We start from the raw sequence: 24,339 nt of genomic DNA on the forward strand, positions 1-24,339 counted from the left end.
ACGGCGGCCTTTTCGCAACAACAACATTATGTAAACCTTCAACCGGTTTAGTCCGAACCCCGGAACCTGCCGGATTACTCGCGATGATCCAGTGCCGCGGCGACGAAGTCGCGGAACAAGGGGTGTGGCCTGGTCGGACGGCTTTTGAACTCAGGATGGCCCTGGCTTGCCACGAACCATGGATGGTCGGGCAGCTCGATCATCTCAACCAGGCGACCATCAGGAGAAACGCCTGAGATGACCAGGCCCGCTTCCGCCAAGCGGTCGCGGAACGCGTTGTTCACCTCATAGCGATGGCGATGGCGCTCGTAGATGAGCTCCTCGCCGTAGGCCTTGAAGGCCATGGACGCGGGAGCGACCTTGCACGGGTAGGCGCCCAGTCGCATGGTACCGCCCTTGTCCTCGACATCCTCCTGCTCGGGCATCAGGTCGATCACGGGGAACTCGGCGTTCTCGTCGAACTCCGCAGACGTCGCGCCGGGCATGCCCGCCACATCGCGCGCAAACTCGCACACCGCCGCCTGCATGCCCAGGCAGATGCCCAAAAACGGCACATCATGCGTGCGGGCGTAGCGCACCGCGCAGATCTTGCCTTCGAAGGCGCGCTGGCCGAAGCCGCCGGGCACCAGGATGCCGTCCATGGACCCCAGCACCTCTTCGACGTTGCCGTCATTAAGTTCTTCGCCATCGATAAGATGCACGTTGACCTGGGTGTTGTTGTAGACGCCCGCATGATGCAGCGCCTCGATGACCGAAAGGTACGCGTCCGGCAGGCTGGTGTACTTGCCGACGATGGCCACGTCGCAGTCATGCTCCACATGAGCGGCCGCATCCACGAAGGAGCGCAGGGGGCTCAAGTCGATTTGACGCTCGGGAAGGCCCAGGCGATCGAGCACCTTCACGTCGAAACGCTGATCGTACAAGCCGAACGGCACCTCGTAGATAGAAGGGCTATCGGTGCACGCGAGCACCTCGTCAGGTCGCACGTCGCAGAACAAGGCGATCTTCTCGCGTACCTTGTCCGAAATCTCGTGGTCGCTGCGGCAGACGATGAAGTCGGGCTGCACGCCGATGGAGCGCAACTCCTTGACGGAATGCTGCGTGGGCTTGGTCTTCACCTCGTGGGCTGCGGCGATGTAAGGAACCAGCGTGACATGGATGAACAAAACGTCGCCGCGCTCCTTTTCCTTCCTGAACTGACGCGCGGCCTCGATGAAGGGCTGCGACTCGATGTCGCCGATGGTGCCGCCGATCTCGGAGATGACGATGTCGGCGCCGGACTGATCGGCGATGCGGCGCAGGCGCTCCTTGATAGCCTCGGTGACGTGCGGGATCACCTGCACCGTGCCGCCGAGGAAGTCGCCGCGACGCTCGCGGGCGATAAGGGTTTTGTAAATGGAACCCTGCGTGAAGTTCGATTCGCGGGACAGGTTCTCGTCGATGAATCGCTCGTAATGCCCCAGGTCAAGATCGCCTTCGTGACCGTCTTCGGTAACGAAGACCTCGCCATGCTGAAACGGGCTCATGGTGCCCGGGTCCACGTTGAGGTACGGGTCCATCTTCTGCATGGTCACCTTGTAGCCGCGGGCCTTCAGCAAATGCCCCAGGGAGGCGGCCGTGATACCCTTGCCCAAAGACGACACGACGCCGCCGGTTACGAAAATATGCTTGGCCATAGTTCTCCTTCGCGCTTAAAAACCGGTGTATTTCCCCACCGCCGATCACGCTGCGCCTAGGCCGATACGCCTGCAGCACGCCAACGGCAAACTCCAAACGTTGGTTTATTGTACGCGCCGCGCAACTTCTCCCGCAGCGCCGCGCGAACCTTTTAACAGAGGGGAAACGAAACCGAAACGAGATGGACGGCAAGGGAGGCCTCGCCGCCTTTCCGGCTTATGCGGAACCGGCCCGGCAAAGCCGAACGTCATCATGCCGGACCGAAGGACGTGCCACTGCGCTTCCCTTCGCCTTCTTTATCGGACGCGATCGCTCTGGCTTCATCTCCGCTTTTCGCGTGTTGATGGGCACATCTCTTCTCGCTTTCGCGCGCGAACCTTATACTGGTTCGGTTAAACCTACCATCATGGAAAGGGGTTGCGCCCATGCGCATCGGTTTCGACAACGATAAATACCTGGCTTTGCAGGCTGAGCACATCCGCGAAAGGATCGGCCAGTTCGGCGGCAAGCTGTATCTGGAGTTCGGCGGCAAGCTGTTCGACGACTACCATGCCTCGCGCGTGCTGCCGGGCTTTCAGCCCGACAGCAAGATCCGTATGCTGCAGCAGATGGCCGAGGACGTTGAGATCATCATCGCCATCAACGCCAACGATATCGAGAAGAACAAGGTGCGCGGCGATTTGGGCATCACCTATGACGAAGACGTCCTGCGCTTGCTGGATATCTTCCGCTCCATGGGTTTCGCCACCGCCGGCGTGGTGATCACCCGCTTCGAGAACCAGCCCAACGCGCTGGCATTCCGCCATCGCCTAGACAGCCTGGGCATCAAGAGCTACCTGCACTACCCCATCGCCGGGTATCCCTACGATACGGCGCGCATCGTCTCGTCGGAAGGCTACGGCAAAAACGAGTTCGTGGAAACCACGCACCCCTTGGTAGTGGTCACCGCTCCCGGCCCCGGCTCCGGCAAAATGGCCACGTGCCTCTCCCAGCTCTACCACGAGCACGAGCGCGGCGTCGAGGCGGGCTACGCGAAGTACGAGACCTTCCCCATTTGGAACCTTCCGCTCAAGCACCCGGTGAATGTGGCGTACGAGGCTGCAACCGTTGACCTGGACGACGCCAACACCATCGACCCTTTCCATCTTGAGGCGTATGGGGAAACCACGGTCAATTACAACCGCGACGTTGAGATCTTCCCGGTGCTTAAGGCCATGATGGAGCGCATCCTGGGCACGAGCCCCTACCAGTCCCCCACTGACATGGGCGTGAACATGGCCGGCATGGCCATCGTCGACGACGAGGCATGTCGCGAGGCTGCGAAGATGGAGATCGTACGCCGCTACTTCCAAGCCGCGGTGGACGAGCGCCGCACCGGTTTGCATCACGAGTACGTGGAGCACCTGGAGCTTTTGATGAACCAGGTGGGCGTGGACACGAACTTCTCGCCCGCACGCTCGGCCGCCCTGCTCAAGGCCGAGGCGACCGGCGCTCCGGCTGGCGCCATGGTGCTGCCCGATGGCCGCGTGGTCACCGGCAAGACGTCCGATTTGCTGGGCGCAGCTTCTTCGCTGCTTATGAACGCGCTCAAAGGCGTGGCTGGTGTTGACGAGGATCTTTTCGTCATCTCCGACGAGGTTATCGAGCCCATCTGCGACCTGAAGACCTCCACGCTGCACGCGAAGAACCCGCGCCTGCATTCCGATGAAACGCTGTTAGCGCTTTCCGTGTCTAGCGCCACCGACCCGGTTGCCAAGCAGCTGGTGGATGCAGCCGATCAGCTGCGCGGCTGCGATGCGTTCTTCAGCGTGATCTTGAGCCCCACCGACGAGAAGCTCTACCGCACGCTCGGCATCAACATCTGCTGCGAGCCGAAGTACGAGCAGCGTAGGTACTTCCACAAATAGGACCTAACTACATAGTTGCTTGGTGCCCACAACCAAGGTATTCACGCCCCGCGAGATTGCTCGCGGGGCGTTTTTGTTTGAACAAGCGAACGCGCGCAATGAACAGTTTCCGGATAAGGGTGCATAAGGATGCGTTCGAGGGCTTTTGCAGAGTCGTATGCAACGCAAGCGATTTTAGCCGATTGCTTACCGAACCTGTGCTTTACCTGGCGTGTATCGGTTATTCCTTTTGTAGACATATACGCATCGGTTTCTCCTATTTGTGCAGATTAATGGCTAGTTTGTTTGGAAATACCCTTGCAGCGGGTCCCATAGAGCCCTCAAAGCAAACAGGCGAATGCAAAGGGATGACGACACCGTGTACCGGCAACCAAAACGGCATGCAGACACTGGCACGAACGATGATACGAGGACGTGATGATAGGTCGCAACATGACCTACATGAAGGTATGCACCGCCAATCGAATACAGCAGTAAGGACAAGCAGCAACAAGCAAGGATTGGAGTAGAGGCTGCACAGCACATCCGTTAGACCGACTCGCTCAATGAGCGCCTGAACGCATACAGCGCACAGCAGAAGCCGTGCAGATAAAAGCCCGCAAAGGCTTAGCAGCAACCCATAACGCGCATCAAGCCGAATGTAAGAAGAATAGGCGACCAACCCCAGGGCCCAAATACAAACGTGCCCTGCGCTCTTCAAACAGCGCAGGGCACGTCGGGAATCACGGAAATCAGAAAGCAGCAAGCAAAGCGCACCGCCCTATCGACGGCGGAACGACTACCGACCCAGCTTCCCGCCGATCTTGCGAACGATGGTGTTGATGAAGGCGGCCTCGGGCACCTTGAGCTTGCAAGCCGGCACGAACGTGACGGCCAAGGCAACCAGCCCACCCGCCATGACATACGCTAGAGCCTGCACGATAGAACCGGACAGCGGGGAAATCAGCGTCTGCAGCAACCACAGCACAGCAGCGCCGGCAGCGGCACCGGCACCGCCGAGCAACACGGCCGTCGCCAAGGCACGTGCCACGGAACGCAGACCGAACGGGCCCAGGGTTCGTCGCAGATACCCGAACAAGCACACGTCCAAAACCAAGTAGAACAGCGCCTCGGCAACGGCGATGGAGCTAATGGGCATAACATCGGAATGGCTTGCGGCGAACATGGTCAGGCCGATCTGCACGGCACCCGCAATGAAATTGAAGCCGGCGAACACGCCCATCCGACGAAGGCTGGAGAACGTCTTCTGCAAGTAAGTGTTCACGCCGTACAGGGGCAAAGCAACGGCCCACACTGCCAGATACGTGGCGATAGCGGAGACGTTCTCCATGGTGAAGGCACCGGCATGATACAGGGTAACCAGAGGCATGCTGAACACAGCCAGGTACATAGCGAACGGGATCATGAAAAACAGGATCTGATCGGTGCCCGACACAATGCCGCGTTTCACGCCTTCCGTGTTACCTTCTGCCTGCATATCGGAAAGCTCGGTGAACATGGCGGTGGTAATGGGCACGGCCAAGAACGAATACGGCAACGTGAACCACAGGCGCGCGTATGCCAGGATGGAAGGACCGTTGTCGGCGAAGTTATAAGAAGCGGCGTTTTGCACCGACACGATGGCGAAGGAGCAAAGCATGACAAGCACCGCAGGAACGCCGATTCCCAACGTTTCGCGAAGCGCGGGGTCGCGTAGGCTCACGCGCGGACGGATGCGGATGCCATTGCGCTTGAGCGCGGGCAGCTGGATAGCCATCTGGACGAACACGCCGGCAGGGTTGCCGATGGCGATGATATAAAGCGCCAACTGCTGATCGTACGGAGCCACAAACGAATAGGCCAAGAACGTGACGATGACGATCAGGTTGTTCGCAACTGGAGCGATGGAAGACCACAGGTAGTCGCGGCTTGCGTTGAGCAGGCCCGACACAATAGCCGAGCATCCATAGAACACGATCTGTATGGCGAAGAACTGGAAGAAGAACACCGAGGTGGCCATCTGCGACTGATCGGAGTAGAAGCTCTGCGTGTAGATGACCGCCGAGGGGAACAGCATGCACAGAAGCGAAACCGCTCCAAGCAGCAGCACTACGAGCGTAAGCAGATTCGAAGCGTATTCGTTGCCGGCACGCTGCCCCAGCTTCTTCTTCACCGAAACGTACACGGGCAAAAACGCGGTGACGATCATGCCGCCGCAGACCAGCTCGTAGAGCTGGTTGGGAAGATTGTTCGCCACCTGATAGGAGCTTGACAACAGCGTGGAACCGAGCGCGAAGGCCATGGCCCAGGTGCGAGCGAAACCGGTGATGCGGGAGATGATGGTGCAGATGCTGATGAGGGCCGCAGAACCGCCGATGGCAGCGGTGGACCCTTGGTCGGCACCGCCCTGAGAGGGACGAGGTTCGCCGGGTGCGTTATCCACCTGGTGCATGGCTTGCTGGGTTTGCGGGGAAGCGGCAGAGGCCGCGAGATCGGCAGAACGAGTGTGTCGAGCTCGTGCGAGCTTGTCGGACATGAAAAAGCGCTTTCTCGTGATGGTATGATTGATCATCATAGCAAACACGGAAAGAGGCTCCGCATGCACATCCTCATCGTGCGTAATAACTCCAACTCGCAGGCGATCGATGCATCGCTGCTGCTGGTAACGTACCTGGCCACACAGGGAATCGACTACACCGTGGTGGACTCCTCGAAGCTTGCCTCCCCCCTGGCCGCCCCAGAGCTTTCCGACCTGTTCGAGCATGGCGTGGACATGGCGGTGGCCTTAGGCGGGGACGGGACTATCCTGCGCACGGCACGCCAGGTGGGCTTCCACGGCACGCCGATCCTCGGTATCAATTACGGCCGACTGGGCTTTTTGGCGAACCCGAACGAATCGGGGGTCATGGAACCGCTGGTTGCAGCGCTTTCCGGCGACGCGGCCCATGAGGTGCGCACGAACCTGGACATACGGGTGGTGTGCGAAGGCGAAGCCGACCCCTATGCCGATGATGGCGCCGGAGCCGAGCCGGACGAACAACGTGACTTCTTCGCGTTGAACGAGGTTGCCGTCACCCGCGGCGCCAACGGCCGCATCATTGACTTCGGGCTGGGCGTTTCGGGGTCGCACTTGGCGAACATGCGCGGTGACGGATTGGTGGTCGCAAGCGCTACGGGATCCACGGCCTATGCGCTATCAGCGGGCGGACCGCTGGTGGCGCCGGGTTTCACGGGCCTGGTGGCCGTGCCCATCGCACCGCATACGCTGCATTCCCGTGCCGTGGTCACCGCACCATCCGATGTGGTGGAGATGGACCTGTCCGAAAACCAGGATGATCGCAATGCCACCCTGTTCATAGACGGCGAACTGGTTGAGCTCGACCGCCCCCTTCGCCGCCTGTACGTTCGCCGCGGCGACGTACCCACCACCCTTCTGCGTTACAAGGACGAAGGGTTCTATAACCACGCAGCGAAGGTGTTCTTCTAGAAAACGTCCCTCGCTGAAACGACAAAGGGCGTGCAAGCCTTAGAACAGCTTGCACGCCCTTTCGCGATATGCCGTCGGAACGCTTCTAGCAAGAAAGCCAGCTGATGGGCAGGAAACAGCTCGAGGCGTTGTGCCGCGCAAGCTGCCTACCCCAACCGCCGAGAGCGGCAAAACCCGCATGAAACCTTACAGTTCAACCCGCTCGAAAAACTCTTTGCCAACGCCACAGACGGGGCAAACAAAATCATCGGGAAGCTCATCGACATACTCCATATGCCCGCAAATGGTGCAACGCCAGGCAACCTTGGGCTGTTCGGCGCCGTTCGACTCAGCCGGTGCGGCAGCGGGCTGTTCTTCGCCCAAATAGCTGGAAGCCTTAGGAGGCGTCTTGCCGCCCTTAACCTGATGATAGAACGCATACGTCATAGGAGCGGCCGCGTCGGCGACCTTGGCGCATTCCTGCACCTCCCCCACGAACAGCACGTGCGTGCCCAAGTCAAGTTCGGAGACCACCCTCGCGGAAAACCACGCGCAGCATTGCTCGGCCACATAGGGCATGCCGGCCTCATCGCGCGCACTTGCATGCTGCGCGAATTTGTCGAGCTCGGTGGAGGTATGGAACCCGAACGTGCCGATCAGCTGCATGTCGGCCTGCTCAGACAAGCAAGATGCCGTGAACCGACCGGCTTGACGCACGGCGGCCGTAGTGGCGTTTTCCTTGTTCAGCGCCACGCTCACCTGCAAGGGAGATGAAGTGACCTGGGCGAACGTGTTTGCTACACAACCGTAATCCCTGCCATCGCAACGCGCGCCGATGACATACATGCCGTAGCTGAGCGAATGAAATGCCTGCTTATCGAACATAGGAGCCTCCTTGGTCTCGCTTTACATGTTTTTCATTATAAATGATAAAGCTTCCTATTAGTGTTAGCTTATCTTTCCTGCACCAACAACGGAAAGGACGGGATAACGAACATCGGAAGGCTGAAGCACCCAGAGACGACGAACGAAAAGCGAGGAGCCGAAAGCAACAAGAGACGCAGAGCGATCTGATGCAGCACGACCCCGGCCGCGCCGTCGACTGCACGCCGCAGAGCGCGCTTCATCCCTCCATATCTTCGACTATACGCCGCCCAGCACCCCGATTGCGGCGCAAAAGCAAAGCGTTACCGACATGCTGCATACGCGAAAGCCCCTGACATGCAGGAAGGCCCGCTTTCGCGGGCCTTCCTGTTGCTTTTTGTGCAGTGCTTTTTGTGCTTGGCGCTATGGTGCTATTCGGCAGCGGTCTCGGCAGCAGCCTCAACCTCGGCCTCTGCAGGAGCCTCGACGGCCTCGGCAGCGGCGGTAGCAGCCTCGATCTCGGCAGCCTTCTCAGCCTCGGCAGCAGCCTTCTTGGCGAACTCCTCGGCACGCTTTGCCTTAGCGGCGGCCTTAGCCTCGCGCTCGGCCTTCTTGGCGGCCTCGATCTCAGCGGCCTTAGCGGCGCGCTCGGCCTTCTTGGCAGCCTCGCGAGCAGCCACCTGCTCCTTAGCGGAACCGAACTTGTCGGCGAAGCGCTGGACGCGTCCGCCGGTGTCGACGAAGCGCTGCTGGCCGGTGTAGAACGGATGGCACACGTTGCAGATGTCGACCTTCAGCTCGGACTTCGTCGAGCGGGTGGTGAAGGTGTTGCCGCAGCTGCACTTGACGGTGCACTCCACGTACTCCGGATGGATTCCTTGTTTCATAGTCTGGTACTCCTTTTACCGTGCCTTGGTTTCCGACCAAGGCGGAAGACAAGCCTTTGCATTATAGCACGGAAAACGCCACGCACGAAGACGTTCCCGCGTGGCGTTCACATGTTTTCCGCGAAAGGGGCTCCGAGAGAGAAATCCCCTGGCAGCGGCATAACACAGCCGCCAGCTCGGGCTTCCCCAACCCCGGCTGCGAGCGGCTTTTCGCCTACTCGGCCTTCTCGGCCTCGGGCTGCTCGTCGGAAATGGTGATGTCGGCGTGCTCGAGCAGCCAACGGTTTGCCTTCAGGCGGCCTGCGGTCTCGCGCAGGACGAACGCCTGTCCGTTGCCCTCCATCTGACGACGAGCCGTGGTGGGGTCGGCAGGGTTCATGGCGCGACAAGCTGCCATGATGTCCTCGTCGTCGAGGGTCATCTTCTCGTGACGGAACAGCGCATCGAGCGCATAGCCCTGCACGAGCATCTGGCGTGCCTGGACCATGAGCATCATGCTGAACTGCTGGATACCGCCCTGCATGGCCACGAACTCGTCGAACTGCAGGCCCTGCTGGGCAAGCGAACCCTTGACGTTTTGCATGAGCGTGTCGCGCATGGATTCGTATACCTCGTCAGCAATCGTGCCCTCGAAGCGACGAGCCAGCTCATCGGCCACCATGGACAGCTGCATTTCGCGATACTGCGCCTGCTGCTGGGCAAGCAGGGCTTCGCGGATGGAAGCACGCAGCGCAGCGGCATCGGGCAGCATCGGAATGTTCTGCTTGACCCACTCGTCGGTAAGCTCGGGGACCTTCTTGCACTGGCACTCCAGGACGGTGACGGTGCAGTCGATGGGGTCGGCTCCCTCCTCGGCGCCAGGGATATCGAAGCTGAAGGACTTGGTGTCGCCTTCGGCCATGCCAAGCAGGTTCTTCTCGAAGCCCTCGGGCAACAGGTTCATGCCCATGATGTAGGTACGGCCATCGGTGGACAGGTTCTTGTTGGCCTTGCCGCCCTGCGTAGCCTCGACCTTGATACGCGCGGCGTCGTTTTCGCCGAGCGGATGGGAATCGCAACGCACATACGTGGCATAGCTCTCGAGCACCTGGCGCAGTTGCTCGTCGACCATGGCCTCGTCAAAGCGCAGCGCCGGCACGGTGACGGAAACCGGCTCGTAGCTGGTCAGCTCGTAATCGGGCTTGGGCGTGACGATCAGTTGAAACTCGAACGGCTCGCCGCGCTTGATCATCTGGTTGATAACCGGCTTGGGCGGAAACGCCGGGCACAGATTGCGCTTGTCGACGGCGAACGGCACAAGGTAATCGACGGCGAGCTGCTGCGAGACCGCATCGAGGTTCACGATGCCCAGCTCTTCCTCGGCGACCTGCGCAGGCGTCTGGGTCGGACCGACCTGCAGGCCCATGTTCGCCAGGAACGAGTGATGGGCGACGTTGAACGCCTGGGCGACCTCCGCCGTGGCGGCAACGGCGGTCAGATCGATGGTGCCGTCGGGATTCTTCTTTTCGGTAACCTTCATTGGGTGTCCCCTTCTTGTTTGAAACAAAGCGGTACGGCCTATTTTAACGCAAATCACGCAGACGCAATGGACGGCTCATGCGGGAGACGGAAAGACGCAGGAGCGCCACCGGGGCCCCCTCCATTGCAGCAAAACCCTTCTGCCTTTCGGCTTCTTCCAGCAGCCCCGCGCAAGCCCCGCATGATCGGATAGCGAAATCGGCTGCGGCGGGCCTTACTCGTTGGACTTCAGGCTTTCCACCATGTCGATGCGGCGCAGCTTGCCGCGCATGGCAAAGGCCACGATGCCCGAGAACACCATGGTGAGCGCGAACGCGATGGCGAAGCTTGCCGCGTGGATGTCGCGGCCGAACATGACCTGATCGACCTCTGCGGTGGTGATGACGAACCCTTCCATGAATACGCCGAGCACCAGGCCGATCGCGGCACCGATCACCGACAGCAGGATGGTTTCGCGGAAGATGTAGGCATCCACCTCGCGCGACGTGAAGCCGAGTACCTTGAGCGTGGCGATCTCCCGCGCGCGTTCGGTGATGTTGATGTTGGTGAGGTTGTACAGCACCACGAACGCCAGCAGCGCCGCTGCGACCACGAGCACCACCACCACGCTATCGACCGTCTTGAGCATGGTGCGATAGCTGTCGATGGTCTCGTCGCTATAGGTAACGGTTTTCACTCCATCCATGGCAAGCAGCTGATCGGAGAACGCGTCGCGATCGACGCCTTCCCCAAGGTCCGCATAGACGGTAGCGAACTCAGCCGGCTGACCCATGGCCTGCTCGTATACGTCGGCGGTGACATAGGCGTACTGCGACACGTAGTTCTCCATGACGCCGGCGACGGTCACTGCATGCCCATCCCCCACCAAGTTGCCGATGCCATCCTCGTCGTAGAGCGTCAGGGTGTCGCCGACGGAAACCCTCAGCTGGCTGGCAAGCTTCTCGCTGATGATGGCGCCGCCGCTATCGAGCGTGAGCGGCCGACCACCTGCGCGTTCGCGCATCTGCACGAAACGCTGCAGCTGTTGAGGGTCTTGGGAGCAGACCAGCTCCAGGCGATGCTCTGCCCCACCCTCGGAGGCTCGGGCGATCTTGTTCTCAGTGGAAACCCAAGTGAACTCCTGGCCATCCGAGCTGACCGCATCCGACACCGCATCCTTAGCCGTCTGGTCGGCTTCGTCGGCATCCATGCGCACGATGGTGTTGAAGCTATACACTTCGCCGTATTGCTTATCGATGATGTCGTTGATGGCGTTTTGCAGCCCCAGGCCTGTGAGCAGCAGCGCGGTGCAGCCCGCGATGCCGATGATAGCCATGAAGAAGCGGCGCTTGTAGCGGAACAGGTTTCGCGCCGTGACCTTCCAGCTGAACGTCATCCGGCTCCACAGCGGGCGGATGCGCTCGAGCAAGATGCGCTTGCCGGCCTTCGGCGCACGCGGCAGCATCAAAGAAGCCGGGCGCTCGTGCAGGGTGGCAGCCGCCGCGAACCATGTTGCGGCCACGGTGATGCCCACGCCCAAGCCGGCGGCGCTTGCGGCAACGCCCGGGTTCACGGGAGTGGGCATGCAAGGCACCATGTACATGATGGAATACGCGTTCATGATGAACCACGGCAGAAACTGGGAAAGCAACGCGATGCCCACGGCCGCGCCCACGCTCGACGCCACCACCGCATAGATGAGGTACTTCGACGTGATGCGCGCATTGGAATAACCCAGCGCCTTGTACGTGCCGATGAGCACGCGCTCCTCCTCCACCATGCGGGTCATGGTGGTAAGCGACACCAACGCGGCAACCAGGAAGAACATGAGCGGGAACACTGCGGCGATCTGGTCCATGCGTCCCGCATCGCTGCGGAAGCTCTCCGCCCCCAGGTTCTTCGAGCGATCGAGCACGTACACGCTGGCGTCCTTATCGGCGATGGCATCGATCTCGGCCTGCGCATCCGCCAGCTGCCGCTCGGCGTCGGCGAAGCGCTGCTGCGCCTCGGCACGCTTCCCATCAAGCTCGGATTGCCCGCTTCGCTGCTCGGCCAAGCCGCTTTCGTACTCGGCACGACCCTGTTCGTAGCTTTGCTGCCCGGCGGCATATTGCGCACGACCGGATGTCAGACGGGCCGCGGCGTCATCAAGCTGGGATTGCGCGCTATCAAGCTGAGCCTGCGCCGCGGAAAGCTGCGACGCGGCCTGTTCTCGCTGCGCATCGAGCTCGGCCCGACCTGCGGCCAGCTGATCGGGTGCGCCGGCGGTTTGGGCATCGATTTGAGCGATTGCGGCCTCCAGCCGCGCCGCCACATCGGCAAGCTGAGCCGCGCGCGCCTGCTCGAGCTGCGCCTCGAGCAGGCTGCGTTGCGCCATGGCCTGGTCGTACTCCGCTTGTGCGGCATCGAGCTGAGCCTGGGCCTGCGCTATGGCCGACTGAGCCTGTTCGCGTTGCTCGGCAAGCTGAGCCGTGCCGCTGTCATGCTGCGCCCGGCCGCTGGCAAGCTCCGACTCGCCCTGGGCAAGCTGAGCCTGGCTGCTGGAGAGCTGCGCCGCCGCGGAGGAAAGCTGAGCCGCAGCGTTATCAAGCTGGGCGCTCGCATCGTCAAGCTGCGCTTGGGCATCGTCCATCTGCGCGACGGCGTCTGCCTTCTCGCGCTCGAACTCCGCACGCTTATCGTCAAGCTCTGCCTGAGCATCACGCTGTAGCTGCTCGACGCGCGATGCAGACAACCGCGGGGAAAGGTCGTTCAACCGCTGCGCCACCGCGTCGACGCGCTCCTGATAGGCGCTATCGGGCCATGCCTCGCCAGCCGCCCCGTCGACGGTGAGGAACGCTTCCGTATAAGGATAATCGGCCGCAAACGCCCCTTCGGACACGAACACGAAGGACGAAAGCTCTCCCGAGCCAAGCGAGGTGGCGCCGGTATTGGTAGTGCACGTGTAATACGAGGACCGCACGAAACCCGCGACGGTAAAGGTACGGGTGGTGAACACGCCATCCAGGTCTTGCGTGCCCTCAAGCAGCTCGACGGTATCGCCGATATGAACCGGGGACGTCCACACGTTGTCAACGGAAAGCAGGCACTCGTCATCCGATTCCGGCCAGCTGCCCTCCACCAAGATGGGCCGGTTCACGTAGTCGTCATCGTCCGATCGCACATGCATGCCATCGTCGCAACTGCTCGCTTTCGCAGCATCAACGTCAAGCGAATGGTAGCGCAGCGTGTACTGCACGCCTGCCAGCTGAGATACGGCATCCGCCTCGTAGGCGGGCATGACGCCCGATACGCCTTCGACGCCGCGCAGCATATCGACCTGCTCATCGGACATCCCGAGCGATGACACCACGCGAAGGTCGCACAGCTCGGTTGCGTCATAATACTCGTCCCCTGCCAAGCGCATATCGGGACCGGTCATGCGCAAGCCGGCATAGAAGCCGCAACCGAGCGCCGCCATCACGGCAATGGCCAAGAACCTTCCCCACGAATGCGTGATGGAGCGCAGGACTTCTTTACGAAAGGCTCCCATGTCTACCACTCCAAATCAGCGGCGTTGCCAGGATGGGGGTTGATATAGCAGCTGGCTACTCGGCCTTCGCGCACATGGATGACGCGATCGGCGATGTCGGCGAAAGCGGAGTTGTGGGTGATGAGCACCACCGTCTTGCCGGTAGTGCGGCACGTGTCCTGCAGAAGCTTCAGGATAGCCTTGCCGGTTTTGTAATCCAAGGCGCCGGTAGGCTCGTCGCACAACAGCAACTTAGGGTTCTTGGCAAGCGCTCGGGCAATGGCCACGCGCTGTTGCTCGCCGCCGGAAAGTTGCGCAGGGAAGTTGTCCATGCGATGCGCAAGGCCCACCTGCGCAAGCACCTGCGCCGCATCAAGCGGATGCGGGCATATCTGGCTGGCAAGCTCGACGTTCTCGAGCGCCGTAAGGTTCTGAACCAGGTTGTAGAACTGGAACACGAAGCCGATGTCCAGACGGCGGTACTGCGTGAGCTGACGTTCGGTGAATCGGCTGATCTCGCGCCCATCAAGCGTGATGGTGCCGGACGTGCATGAGTCCATGCCGCCAAGCATATTCAAAAGCGTGGTCTTGCCGGCACCCGAAGGACCCACCACCACCACGAACTCACCAGCTTCGGCGGAAAAGGTCATGCCATCGGCAGCGGCAACCTCCACCTCGCCCATCTTGTACACCTTACGAACATCGTTGAATTCCACGAACGCCATGTCCCCACCTTGCTCTTCGGGTGCTTTCCTTCACCTGATTATACAAAAGAGCGCCCCGGCATATGTGCCGGGGCGCTCTAAGCGGTTCAAGCGTTAGCTTGGTGTAACGTCAACCTTAGTTGGCGCCGAACAGCTCGATGGTATCGCCTTCCTTCAGCGTCACCATGGCCTTCTTCCACGTACGGGTCTGACCGACCTGATAACGCACGCGCTTGGGCTTCGGCTTGACGTTCAGGGTGTTCACCTTGACCACGGAGACGTTGAAGATAGCCTCGATGGCCTGGCGGATCTCAACCTTGTTGGAGTCCTTGGCCACCTCGAAGGTGTACACGTTGTTCTCCATCTGGTCGTAGCTGTGCTCCGTCACGATAGGACGGATGATGACCTCGCGGGGATCCTTCATTATGCGAGCACCTCCTCGATGCGCTTCAGGGCCTCAGCGGTGAACACCAGCTGCTTATTGTCGAGCAGCTCGTAGGTGTTGGCCTCGGCGACGGGCAGGATGTTGACCTTCTCCAGGTTGCGGAAGGACAGCCACGTGGTGACGTCGTCGTTGCCGATGACCAGCGTGGTGCGCTGGCCCTCGAAGCCCATGGCCTTGATGAACGCCTTGGCGTCCTTGGTGCAAGGCTTCTCGAACTTGAACTCGTCGACAACGGTGAACTGACCGTCAGCCACCTTGGCGGACAGAGCGGAGCGCATGGCCAGCTTGACTTCCTTGTTGTTCACGCGGAAGGCGTAGCTGCGCGGATGCGGACCGAACACGGTACCGCCGCCAGCCCACTGAGGGGAGCGGATGGAGCCCTGGCGGGCACGGCCGGTGCCCTTCTGGCGCCACGGCTTCTTGCCGCCGCCGCGGACCTGGCCGCGGGTGAGGGTGTTGCTGGTGCCGGCACGCCAAGACGCACGCTGAGCGCGCACAACCTGGTGCATGACGGGCACGTTCGGCTCGATGCCGAACACGGAAGCGGAAAGCTCGGCGTCGCCGGCCTTCTTACCGCTTGCGTCCTTGATCTCGATAGTCGTCATGGTAGTGAAAACTCCTTATAGATAGTCCAGGTTACGCCATGCGCACGCGCACGATGCCGTTCTTGCCGCCGGGGATGGCGCCCTTGACCAGGATCAGGTTCTGCTCCTCGTCGACGCGCATCACGGTCAGGTTCTTGACGGTGACGGTGTCGCAGCCCATGTGACCAGGCAGGCGCATGCCCTTGAGCACGCGGGAAGGCGTGGCGCACATGCCCACCGAACCGGGAGCGCGGTGGAAGTGAGCACCATGGCCGCCCGGACCACCGGCGAAGCCGTAACGCTTCATGACGCCGGCGAAGCCCTTACCCTTGGAGGTACCGGTGACGTCGACCTTCTTGACCTCGGCGAACGCCGCCACGGTCTGCTGGTCGCCGGCCTTGTACTCGGCGGCGTCCTCGACGCGCACCTCGCGCAGGTAGCGGGTAGGCTCGATGCCCTGCTTGGCGAAATGGCCGCCCATGGGCTTGTTGACCTTCTTGGCCTTGATCTCGCCGAAGCCCAGCTGCACGGCCTCGTAGCCGTCGGTGGCCTTCGTCTTGACCTGGCACACCGTGTTCGGCTCAGCCTGGATCACGGTCACGGGGATGAGCTTGTCCTCCTCGTTGAAGATCTGGGTCATACCGATCTTCTTACCAAAAATAGCGTTAATCATGCTAATTGACACCCCTTACAGCTTGATCTCGATGTCGACGCCGGCAGGGAGGTCCAGACGCATCAGGGAATCCACCGTGTTGGGGGTGGGCTCCAGGATGTCGATCAGGCGCTTATGGGTGCGCATCTCGAACTGCTCGCGCGAATCCTTGTCCACATGGGGGCCCTTGACGACGGTGAACAGGTTGCGCTCCGTCGGCAGCGGGATGGGACCGGACACCTTGGCACCCGTCTTCTGAGCGGTATCGACGATGAGCTTCGTGGACTGGTCCACGATCTCATGATCGTATCCCTTGAGGCGGATGCGAATCTTCTGATTAGCCACTTTCATTTCCTCCGTTAAGCTTTCGGACGTTCAACGCTTAAGCGTTGCCGCCGGCCTTGCTGATAATCTCTGCAGCGACGTTCTTGGGAACCGGCTCGTAAGAGTCGAACTGCATGGTGTAGGTTGCGCGACCCTGCGTACCGGAACGCAGATCGGTAGCGTAGCCGAACATCATGCCCAGCGGCACCTTCGCGGAGATGGCGACGGCGCCGTTGCGCTGCTCCTGGCCCTGGATCATGCCACGGCGAGACGGGATGTCGCCCATGACGAAGCCCGTGTACTCCTCCGGGGTCTCGACCTCGACGGCCATGACAGGCTCGAGGATGACCGGGTCGGACTTGCGCAGAGCTTCCTTGATGGCCATGGAGCCGGCAACCTTGAAGGCAGCTTCCGAAGAGTCGACGTCGTGGTAAGAACCATCGATGAGCTCGACGCGGACGTCCTCGACGGGGTAACCGGCCAGAACGCCCGTGTTGAGGGCTTCCTGGATACCCTTGTCGATGGAAGGAATGTATTCCTTCGGCACGACGCCGCCGACGATCTTGTTCTCGAACTCGTAGCCCTTGCCCGGCTCCTGCGGGTACATGTTGATGACCGCATGGCCGTACTGGCCGCGACCACCGGACTGGCGGACGAACTTGCCCTCGGCGGAGAGGACCTCGTGGCCCGGACGCTCGCGGTAGGCAACCTGCGGCTTGCCGACGTTTGCCTCCACCTTGAACTCGCGCATCAGACGGTCGACGATGATCTCCAGGTGCAGCTCACCCATGCCGGCGATGATGGTCTGGCCGGTCTCATGGTTGGTGGACACGCGGAAGGTCGGGTCCTCCTCGGCCAGCTTCTGCAGGGCGATCTCCATCTTGGTCTGGTCGGCCTTGGTCTTCGGCTCGACGGCGATGTCGATAACCGGGTCGGCGAACTCCATGGACTCCAGGATGATCGGAGCGTTGTCATCGGCCAGGGTGTCACCGGTGGTGGTGTTCTTCAGGCCGACGACGGCGACGATGTCGCCAGCGGAGCAGGAATCGATGTCGACGCGCTGGTTGGAGTGCATCTGCAGCAGACGGCCGATGCGCTCCTTCTTGTCCTTCGTGGCGTTAGTCACGTAGGAACCGGCGTCAAGGGAACCGGAGTAGACGCGCAGGTAGGTCAGCTTACCCACGAACGGGTCGGTCATGATCTTGAACGCCAGGGCGCTGAACGGGGCCTTCGGGTCGGAAGGACGCTCGTCTTCCTCGTCGGTGCCGGGGATGGTGCCCTTGATGGCGGGAACGTCGACGGGAGCCGGCAGGTAGTCGACGACGGCGTCGAGCAGCTCCTGGACGCCCTTGTTCTTGTAGGCGGAGCCCACGAACACGGGATTGATCTTGCAGGCGATGACGCCCTTGCGCAGAGCAGCCTTCAGCTCCTCGACGGAGACTTCCTCCTCCATGAGGACCTTCTCCATGAGCTCATCATCGCAGTCGGCGGCAGCCTCGACCAGCTCCTGGTGAGCCAGCTCGGCCTCGTCGGCGAACTCTGCGGGGATGGCATCCATGGGCTCGGGGTAGGTCATGCCCTTGTCGTCGGCCTTGAAGTCCCAAGCGGTCATGGTGACCAGGTCGATGACGCCCCAGAAGTTGTCCTCGGCGCCCATGGGCAGCTGAGCAGCGACGGCGTTGGCATGCAGGCGATCCTTCATGGTCTGGATAGCATGCTCGAAGTCTGCGCCGACGCGGTCGTACTTGTTGATGAACGCGATGCGCGGCACGCCGTAGTTCTCGGCCTGACGCCACACGGTCTCGGACTGCGGCTGCACGCCTGCAACGGCGTCGAAGACGGCGACGGTGCCGTCGAGGACGCGCAGGGAGCGCTCGACCTCGGCGGTGAAGTCCACGTGGCCGGGCGTGTCGATGATCTGGAAGCGGTACGTCTCGTCGTCCTTCTTCCAGAAGCACGTGGTGGCGGCAGCGGTGATGGTCACGCCGCGCTCCTGCTCCTGGACCATCCAGTCCATGGTAGCGGCGCCGTCGTGCACCTCGCCGATCTTGTGCGTCTTGCCCGTGTAGTACAGGATACGCTCGGTAGTGGTGGTCTTACCGGCATCGATGTGGGCCATGATGCCGAAGTTACGCGTGAGTTTCAGATCATTAGCTTTAGCCATGTTAGTTCACGCCCTAGAAGCGGTAGTGCGAGAACGCACGGTTGGACTCGGCCATCTTATACAGGTCCTCGCGCTTCTTCACGGAAGCGCCGGTGTTCTCGGCGGCGTCCATGATCTCAGCGGCCAGGCGCTGCTTCATGGTGTGCTCCTTGCGCTTACGGGAGAAGTCCACGATCCAGCGGATGGCCAGCGTGGTGGCGCGGCGGGAGTTGACCTCCATGGGCACCTGGTAGGTGGCGCCGCCGACACGCTTCGGCTTGACCTCGAGGGTGGGGCGGACGTTGTCCATGGCCTTCTTGAAGATAGCCAGCGGATCCTCGCCCGTCTTGGCCTGGACCAGCTCGAAAGCACCGTAGACGATGCCCTCGGCGGTGGACTTCTTGCCGTCCAGCAGGATCTTGTTGATCAACTGGGTGACAAGGCGGTTGTTGTAGACGGCGTCCGGCTGAACTTCACGGCGGACTGCTGCTGCACGACGCGGCATGTAAAACTCCTTCTGATTCCTGCGCGCTTCGGGGAAGCTTTCTCCTTCCCATTAGGTTGCCGCCTTCCCGACCCTTTCGAGAGAGGCGCTTTCATGCAACCCGCGCGGCTTAGCGGTTACTTATTTCGGGCGCTTGGCACCGTAGCGGCTGCGAGCCTGCTTGCGGTTGTCCACGGCGGCGCAGTCCAGCGCGGCGCGGATGACCTTGTAGCGCACACCGGGGAGGTCCTTAACACGACCGCCGCGGATGAGCACCATCGAGTGCTCCTGCAGGTTGTGGCCGATGCCGGGGATGTAGGCCGTGACCTCCATGCCGTTGACCAGGCGCACACGGCAGACCTTACGCAGAGCCGAGTTCGGCTTCTTGGGGGTGGTGGTGTACACGCGGGTGCACACGCCACGCTTCTGCGGGTTGCCCTTCAGAGCCGGCGTCTTCTTCTTGTCGACCGACTTCTTGCGGCCCTTGCGGACCAGCTGGTTGATGGTAGGCAAAATCTTCTCCTTCTGTATTTGCCTCCGGCGGCGTACGAGACCACCGCCGCATTACTCGCGGGTTTCCAAGTGCGTTCAGCTGATACGCACGCGAAAACCCTGCCCCTTTCGGAGCGCGAGTTGGAACTTTATCACCGGGTATAGGGGCTGTCAAACGCCACGCACCCGGGCGTGTCTATTGGTATTGTACCGTGTTTTGGCAGGTCATGCAACGTTTTGTTGTTCCGCGATGCACGTTTTGCACACAATTTCGCGAAAAGTTGTTGCAAAAGTTGCGAAACGGTGCACGGCCCTGATCGGCATGGTCGTCGCGCATCCCCGCAAGCCCTGCAACGGGCGTGAAACCGACGTTTCAAGGACGCCGGCAGCGCCTCCCTGGGCCCTTCCCCGGCGGCGAAACCGCTCTCGGCGCGGCAGAGCCGCTATTCGCGGGCTTCGAGCACCAGCTGCTCGACCAGACGCGCGCAGCCGTTCAGATTGTCCACGGTGATGTATTCGTCGCAGGAATGGTAGTTGGCCATACCCGTGGCAAGCGTGATCGCCGAGACTCCACGTCCCGCCAAGATGTTCGCATCCGCTCCTCCGCCGGATGCGGCAAGGCGGGGACGCAACCCGGCCGCCCGGGCCGCGCGAATGACGCCCTCGACCAACGGGTGATCGGAGGCGTAGGAGACAGGAAGGTAGTCGGTGCGCCACTCGATGTCGACGCTGCCGCCAGCCTGCGCCGCGGCCGAGCGCATGGCCTCGTCCATGGCGCTGCGCTCGGCACGGGCGCGCTCAAGGGAGGTGGAACGGCATTCGCCCGACAGCCAGCAAGTGCCGGGCACCACGTTCGTGGCCCCATCGCACTCGATGACGCCTACGTTGGACGTGGTATGCGCGGAAATGCGCCCCAAGGGCATATGGCAGACCGCCTGCGCCGCCATGGCAAGCGCCGAGACGCCGCGCTCGGGCTCGACGCCGGCATGCGCCGACTTTCCGCGGAAGGTTGCGGTGAACGTGCAATGGCACGGTGCCTGGTTGATGATGGTGCCCGGATCGCCATCGGCGTCCAATACGTAGCACGGCGTGCCTTCCGGCAAAAACGACGTATCGAGCGCGCCGGCGCCCAGCAGGTGCATCTCCTCGCACGTGGTCAGGACGACATGCACATCCGGAAGCGTCTCCCCTGCTTCGATGAGGCTGCGAACACCCTCGAGGATGGCGGCCACGCCAGCCTTATCGTCGGCAGAGAGGATGGTACCCCCCGCGCTGCGGATCACGCCGTCCTCCACCACGGGTTCGATCCCCTTGCATGGGCGCACGGTATCCATATGCCCGCACAACGCCACCGCGCCGGCGGCGCTGCCGGCGCGGAAAGCGATCAGGTTGCCCGTGTCGGAACCGGTCCGTTCCGCGGAATCATCGAAGCGGACGGTGAAGCCCAGGCCCTCCAGCTCGGCCTTGCACCGTTTCGCCATAACGGCCTCATGGCGCGACGGGCTTTCGATGTGCGCAAGTTCGCAGAACAAATCGAGCAGGCGGTCGGGCTTCACAGGCTCCCCTTTCAGTCAGGACGTCGGTAAATCGGGATGCCGATTCGCCGGGATACGCGGAAAGCCGCGCTCAGGCGGCTTTCCGAAATGATTCATATATAGATATAGGCCAGCGCCCGCGCGAACGCAAGGACTGCTTGAAACGACCACGCGGCACAGGGAGGCGCCGTTATCGCGCGGCGCGCGCTTGCGCCATGGCGTCCTGCGCGTCCTCCTCTTTGCGCAGTCGATCGCGCTCACGGTCGATGGCGCAATTACGGAAGTACACAACCCAATTTGCGGCGATGCAGACGACGTTGATGAAATACACGGCAAGCACCCAGTTGATGGTGCCGGACACGAACTTCGCGGCGATGCCGGCGAAATAGCCAAGCGTGATCAGCAGGATGAACTGCCAACTGGTTCCCGCAGCCGTACGGGCCTTGAAGTTCTTGTATGCGTTCATAGGCCACGAAAGCCCGAAGCAAATGAGCATGATCGCCTCAAGCGCCTCTGCCATTTCCGTCATCTCCCTTAGTGGTATTCTGCAGGTTCGCCGCGGGCGCATGCCCTCGGCGATTTGCTATGGTAAAACTGTCAACGTTATAGGTTAAGCGTTTTCCATAATCTGCGCGTTATCATCACATTGAGGCTGAAGGAGGTGCGCATGGAGCTGTTGCAGCTGCGCTATTTTCACGAGGTGGCGCAAACCCAGCATATGACGAACTCGGCGAAGCGCCTTGGCGTGGCTCAGCCGGCGCTGACGCAGGCCATCCGCCGTCTTGAGGGCGAGTTGGATGCGAAGCTGTTCGAGCGCGCCGGGCGCAACATCAGGTTGACCCCCTGCGGCGAAGCGCTTGAGGCCAAGGTAGCGCCGTTGCTTGCCGCATTCGACGAGATTCCCCTGGCCATTGCACAGGCGAAGGGCCAGGAACGCGACACGGTGCGCATCGATGTCGAAGCCGCAACATCCATGACGGTCGACGCCATCGCGGCGTTTCGCGCGACGGTTCCGCAGGCCGCCTTCGTTATCAACCAAGCGAACAGCGAAGCTCGCTGGGACGTGCGGGTTCGCACGGTGACGCCCGGAGACGCCGGCAAGCCGGATGCGCGCACGTCCCAGGTGTTCCGCGAGCGCATATGCCTGGCCATCCCCAAGGAGCAGGCGAAAGGCAAAGCAATTCGCCTGGCGGATTTCGCCGATGCGTCGTTCGTGTGCCTGGCGGGAACGCGCGGGTTCCGCGGCGTATGCGACGAGCTGTGCCTGAAGGCGGGGTTCGCGCCGAACGTGGTCTTCGAGTCGGACAGCCCCGATGTGGTGCGCAAGTTCATCGCGCTGGGGCTTGGCGTGGGATTTTGGCCTGAACACAGCTGGGGTGCGCTGGAGGAGTCGGACGTGGCGCTGGCGCCGATCGCGGACGCGGGGTTCGCGCGCGATATCGTGGTGGAGACGGCCAAGCACCCGCTCGGCCAGAAGGCCGCCGAGTTCCACGCGTTTTTGCTGGAGTTCATAAGGCGGCGCATGGGCGAAGCGGACGCATAAGCGGCGTATGGGCCCCGCAAGCGAAGGCCGGACACCCGGAATTGAGATGCGCGGATTGGGCAGCAAGATAGGGACGACCGGCGGGCGAAAGCAGAGCGGGACGAAACCTGACAGATAACGCTACGTCCCCGAAGCGTCCACCCAAAGCGTCCGAGCGTCGGCGAGCGGGCGCGCAATGCGTCCGAAAGCGAAAGGAAGCCCTCGCACGGTTGCGCGGGGGCTTCCTTTCGCGATGACGTTTGCTAACACGGGGTTAGAGCGCCAGGATGGGTGCGGCCACCTGCTTCTTGCGGGAGAGCACGCCGGGCATCCAGACGGACTTGCCGGTGCAGTCGATGTCGAAAGCGCGGTTGACGAAGTCGGTGTCGCCCTCGCAGATAAACTGGCTGCCCTCGGCCAGGATGTCGGTGGCGAAGAACAGCACGAACTGGTAGCCCTTGTCCGCAACCAGGCCCTTGATGGCCTCGCGGATCTCGGCCTCGCGGCCGAGCACGGCCTGCAGATCGACCGTTTCGTACTGGCCGATGTAGACCTTATTGCCGTTGGACAGCTCAAACTCCTTGGCGTCGGCGTTGACCAGCTTGTCGACGGACAGCTCGGCGGGGTTGGAGCGGCACTTGAAGATGGACATGCCGTACTCGACCGGATCGACGCCCACGGCAGCGGCCGTACGGGCGATGATGTCGCGGTCGAAGTCGGTGGTAGTGGGCGACTTCATGATGACGGTGTCGGTGAGCATGGCGCCGAGCAGCAGCGCGGCGATGCCACGCGGCAGCTCCACGCCCTCGATCTCGAACTCGCGCGCCACGATGGCGGCGGTGGAGCCCACGGGCTTGGCGTTGAAGCGCAGCGGCTGCGCGGTGACCAGGCCGCCCAGGCGGTGATGGTCGACGATCTCGGCGATCTCGGCGGCGTCAAGGCCGTCGGCGGACTGCAGGGCCTCGTTGTGGTCGACGAGGATGACCTGCTGGCCCTCGGAAAGGGACTCGATCAGACGCGGCGCCTCGATGCCGTTCTCGCCCAAGATCCACTCGGTCTCCGGCGGAAGGCCGCCCAGACGGCACGCCTCGTAGACGGCGTCGGAACCGGCGCGCTTGGCCAGCTCGTTTTTCAGGTACGCATAGCCAACAGCTGCGCTGATGGCATCGTTGTCGGGGTTCTTGTGACCGAACACCAGGATGGGTGCCGCCATGTGATCGCTCCTTCGCTAGCCGGGTTACGCCCGGCCTTCATCGTCCTACCCTTTTCGGCGAAGCGTTCGCAAAAGACGCGACGCCGACCATTTATTATAACCTCGCTTACCGCGCATGCCCAAAACGCTAGCGAACAGCCACGAACCGAGCGCAAACGACCGCCGGATGCAGCGTTCGAACGTAGCATGCGCCGCCCCTATATCGCGCCGATACAGCATCGACCAAGACAAACCCCGCCGTCATGCAGCGCAAACGAAGGTCGGGAAACAGTGCCTGACGCGGAAAACCATGCCGAACGGCCGAGCGGAGCCGGGAACGACGGCTGCCGTCATGCAGCCCTGATGCCCGCAGGCACGGTTTCCTCTCCATGTTGGAACCGATAACCATGCGTAAACCGCTACGCGCTGCGCCGCCAAGCCGGTATAGTGTACGGAAACGGAAACGACCGCATA

General features: G+C 61.8%; 20 protein-coding genes. 3 read left to right on the plus strand and 17 right to left on the minus strand.

Going from position 1 to position 24,339, the window contains the following annotated elements:
• Window positions 1–74: 74 nt before the first annotated feature.
• Window positions 75–1,676: a CTP synthase gene (pyrG, locus tag DW178_RS06055; RefSeq protein WP_042433303.1), complete on the minus strand. Its 1,602-nt coding sequence runs from the start codon at window positions 1,674–1,676 to the stop codon at window positions 75–77.
• A gap of 426 nt (window positions 1,677–2,102) precedes the next feature.
• Between pyrG and DW178_RS06060 the strand changes: the two genes are divergently transcribed.
• Window positions 2,103–3,584, plus strand: a complete 1,482-nt coding sequence (locus tag DW178_RS06060) for a DUF1846 domain-containing protein (RefSeq protein ID WP_042433299.1) — start codon at window positions 2,103–2,105, stop codon at window positions 3,582–3,584.
• Window positions 3,585–4,362: 778 nt separating this feature from the next.
• Here DW178_RS06060 and murJ read toward each other — a convergent pair.
• A complete protein-coding gene (murJ, locus tag DW178_RS06065; protein WP_286168541.1) occupies window positions 4,363–6,099 on the minus strand; it encodes a murein biosynthesis integral membrane protein MurJ in 1,737 nt (578 codons plus the stop codon).
• A gap of 63 nt (window positions 6,100–6,162) precedes the next feature.
• On the opposite strand from murJ, the gene DW178_RS06070 reads away from it, so the two are divergent.
• Window positions 6,163–7,050, plus strand: a complete 888-nt coding sequence (locus DW178_RS06070; RefSeq protein WP_118350161.1) for an NAD(+)/NADH kinase — start codon at window positions 6,163–6,165, stop codon at window positions 7,048–7,050.
• Between the two features lie 186 nt (window positions 7,051–7,236).
• On the opposite strand, the gene DW178_RS06075 is transcribed toward DW178_RS06070, so the two are convergent.
• From DW178_RS06075 to DW178_RS06140, 14 genes are all read right to left on the minus strand, one after another.
• Window positions 7,237–7,914: a flavin reductase gene (locus DW178_RS06075; RefSeq protein ID WP_118350162.1), complete on the minus strand. Its 678-nt coding sequence runs from the start codon at window positions 7,912–7,914 to the stop codon at window positions 7,237–7,239.
• A 410-nt stretch (window positions 7,915–8,324) separates the two neighbouring features.
• The gene (gene rpmE / locus DW178_RS06080; RefSeq protein WP_042433290.1) at window positions 8,325–8,780 is read right to left on the minus strand and encodes a 50S ribosomal protein L31; all 456 of its coding nucleotides are present in this window, start codon (window positions 8,778–8,780) and stop codon (window positions 8,325–8,327) included.
• A 214-nt stretch (window positions 8,781–8,994) separates the two neighbouring features.
• Complete coding sequence (locus tag DW178_RS06085) at window positions 8,995–10,299, minus strand: trigger factor (RefSeq protein WP_118350163.1); 1,305 nt, start codon at window positions 10,297–10,299, stop codon at window positions 8,995–8,997.
• A 213-nt stretch (window positions 10,300–10,512) separates the two neighbouring features.
• Window positions 10,513–13,809, minus strand: a complete 3,297-nt coding sequence (locus DW178_RS06090) for an FtsX-like permease family protein (RefSeq protein WP_118350164.1) — start codon at window positions 13,807–13,809, stop codon at window positions 10,513–10,515.
• A gap of 2 nt (window positions 13,810–13,811) precedes the next feature.
• On the minus strand, window positions 13,812–14,513 hold the full coding sequence (locus tag DW178_RS06095) for an ABC transporter ATP-binding protein (protein ID WP_118350165.1): 702 nt from the start codon (window positions 14,511–14,513) through the stop codon (window positions 13,812–13,814).
• Window positions 14,514–14,628: 115 nt separating this feature from the next.
• Window positions 14,629–14,916 carry a 50S ribosomal protein L23 gene (gene rplW, locus DW178_RS06100; protein WP_042433278.1) on the minus strand — a complete coding sequence of 96 codons (288 nt, stop codon included), beginning with the start codon at window positions 14,914–14,916 and terminating at the stop codon, window positions 14,629–14,631.
• Entirely contained in the window at window positions 14,916–15,542 is a 627-nt protein-coding gene (rplD, locus tag DW178_RS06105) for a 50S ribosomal protein L4 (RefSeq protein WP_042433275.1), read from the minus strand. The genes rplW and rplD overlap by 1 nt, the downstream gene beginning before the upstream one ends.
• Window positions 15,543–15,573: 31 nt before the next feature.
• Complete coding sequence (gene rplC / locus DW178_RS06110) at window positions 15,574–16,194, minus strand: 50S ribosomal protein L3 (protein ID WP_042433272.1); 621 nt, start codon at window positions 16,192–16,194, stop codon at window positions 15,574–15,576.
• Window positions 16,195–16,209: 15 nt separating this feature from the next.
• Window positions 16,210–16,518, minus strand: coding sequence for a 30S ribosomal protein S10 (gene rpsJ, locus DW178_RS06115; RefSeq protein WP_042433704.1), 309 nt, complete (start codon window positions 16,516–16,518; stop codon window positions 16,210–16,212).
• A 37-nt stretch (window positions 16,519–16,555) separates the two neighbouring features.
• Window positions 16,556–18,661, minus strand: coding sequence for an elongation factor G (gene fusA, locus DW178_RS06120; RefSeq protein WP_042433269.1), 2,106 nt, complete (start codon window positions 18,659–18,661; stop codon window positions 16,556–16,558).
• A gap of 13 nt (window positions 18,662–18,674) precedes the next feature.
• Window positions 18,675–19,145 (minus strand): 30S ribosomal protein S7, encoded by a 471-nt coding sequence (gene rpsG, locus DW178_RS06125; RefSeq protein ID WP_042433267.1) that lies wholly within the window; start codon window positions 19,143–19,145, stop codon window positions 18,675–18,677.
• 120 nt (window positions 19,146–19,265) lie between these two features.
• Window positions 19,266–19,637, minus strand: a complete 372-nt coding sequence (gene rpsL / locus DW178_RS06130; RefSeq protein ID WP_042433264.1) for a 30S ribosomal protein S12 — start codon at window positions 19,635–19,637, stop codon at window positions 19,266–19,268.
• Window positions 19,638–20,059: 422 nt separating this feature from the next.
• Window positions 20,060–21,172: a M20/M25/M40 family metallo-hydrolase gene (locus DW178_RS06135; protein WP_118350166.1), complete on the minus strand. Its 1,113-nt coding sequence runs from the start codon at window positions 21,170–21,172 to the stop codon at window positions 20,060–20,062.
• Window positions 21,173–21,341: 169 nt separating this feature from the next.
• Window positions 21,342–21,671 carry a hypothetical protein gene (locus tag DW178_RS06140; protein ID WP_118350167.1) on the minus strand — a complete coding sequence of 110 codons (330 nt, stop codon included), beginning with the start codon at window positions 21,669–21,671 and terminating at the stop codon, window positions 21,342–21,344.
• A gap of 147 nt (window positions 21,672–21,818) precedes the next feature.
• Here DW178_RS06140 and DW178_RS06145 point away from each other — a divergent pair, with 147 nt between their 5' ends.
• Complete coding sequence (locus DW178_RS06145; protein ID WP_118350168.1) at window positions 21,819–22,694, plus strand: LysR family transcriptional regulator; 876 nt, start codon at window positions 21,819–21,821, stop codon at window positions 22,692–22,694.
• Between the two features lie 253 nt (window positions 22,695–22,947).
• Here the strand turns inward: DW178_RS06145 and DW178_RS06150 are convergent, their stop codons facing one another.
• Entirely contained in the window at window positions 22,948–23,886 is a 939-nt protein-coding gene (locus DW178_RS06150) for a manganese-dependent inorganic pyrophosphatase (RefSeq protein WP_118350169.1), read from the minus strand.
• Between the last annotated feature and the right edge of the window lie 453 nt (window positions 23,887–24,339).

The sequence above is a fragment of the Eggerthella sp. AM16-19 genome (assembly GCF_003474385.1).
Lineage (GTDB): Bacteria > Actinomycetota > Coriobacteriia > Coriobacteriales > Eggerthellaceae > Senegalimassilia.

What these genes read in the sequence shown, in the direction of transcription:
- rpmE (WP_042433290.1), bottom strand. Translation starts at nt 8,780, where the DNA reads ATGAAACAAGGAATCCATCCGGAGTACGTGGAGTGCACCGTCAAGTGC.
- rpsG (WP_042433267.1), bottom strand. Translation starts at nt 19,145, where the DNA reads ATGCCGCGTCGTGCAGCAGCAGTCCGCCGTGAAGTTCAGCCGGACGCC.
- murJ (WP_286168541.1), bottom strand. Translation starts at nt 6,099, where the DNA reads ATGTCCGACAAGCTCGCACGAGCTCGACACACTCGTTCTGCCGATCTC.
- DW178_RS06085 (WP_118350163.1), bottom strand. Translation starts at nt 10,299, where the DNA reads ATGAAGGTTACCGAAAAGAAGAATCCCGACGGCACCATCGATCTGACC.
- DW178_RS06150 (WP_118350169.1), bottom strand. Translation starts at nt 23,886, where the DNA reads ATGGCGGCACCCATCCTGGTGTTCGGTCACAAGAACCCCGACAACGAT.
- DW178_RS06070 (WP_118350161.1), top strand. Translation starts at nt 6,163, where the DNA reads ATGCACATCCTCATCGTGCGTAATAACTCCAACTCGCAGGCGATCGAT.
- DW178_RS06140 (WP_118350167.1), bottom strand. Translation starts at nt 21,671, where the DNA reads ATGGCAGAGGCGCTTGAGGCGATCATGCTCATTTGCTTCGGGCTTTCG.
- DW178_RS06090 (WP_118350164.1), bottom strand. Translation starts at nt 13,809, where the DNA reads ATGGGAGCCTTTCGTAAAGAAGTCCTGCGCTCCATCACGCATTCGTGG.
- fusA (WP_042433269.1), bottom strand. Translation starts at nt 18,661, where the DNA reads ATGGCTAAAGCTAATGATCTGAAACTCACGCGTAACTTCGGCATCATG.
- DW178_RS06145 (WP_118350168.1), top strand. Translation starts at nt 21,819, where the DNA reads ATGGAGCTGTTGCAGCTGCGCTATTTTCACGAGGTGGCGCAAACCCAG.
- DW178_RS06095 (WP_118350165.1), bottom strand. Translation starts at nt 14,513, where the DNA reads ATGGCGTTCGTGGAATTCAACGATGTTCGTAAGGTGTACAAGATGGGC.
- rplD (WP_042433275.1), bottom strand. Translation starts at nt 15,542, where the DNA reads ATGACGACTATCGAGATCAAGGACGCAAGCGGTAAGAAGGCCGGCGAC.
- rplC (WP_042433272.1), bottom strand. Translation starts at nt 16,194, where the DNA reads ATGATTAACGCTATTTTTGGTAAGAAGATCGGTATGACCCAGATCTTC.
- pyrG (WP_042433303.1), bottom strand. Translation starts at nt 1,676, where the DNA reads ATGGCCAAGCATATTTTCGTAACCGGCGGCGTCGTGTCGTCTTTGGGC.
- rplW (WP_042433278.1), bottom strand. Translation starts at nt 14,916, where the DNA reads ATGAAGGATCCCCGCGAGGTCATCATCCGTCCTATCGTGACGGAGCAC.
- DW178_RS06060 (WP_042433299.1), top strand. Translation starts at nt 2,103, where the DNA reads ATGCGCATCGGTTTCGACAACGATAAATACCTGGCTTTGCAGGCTGAG.
- DW178_RS06075 (WP_118350162.1), bottom strand. Translation starts at nt 7,914, where the DNA reads ATGTTCGATAAGCAGGCATTTCATTCGCTCAGCTACGGCATGTATGTC.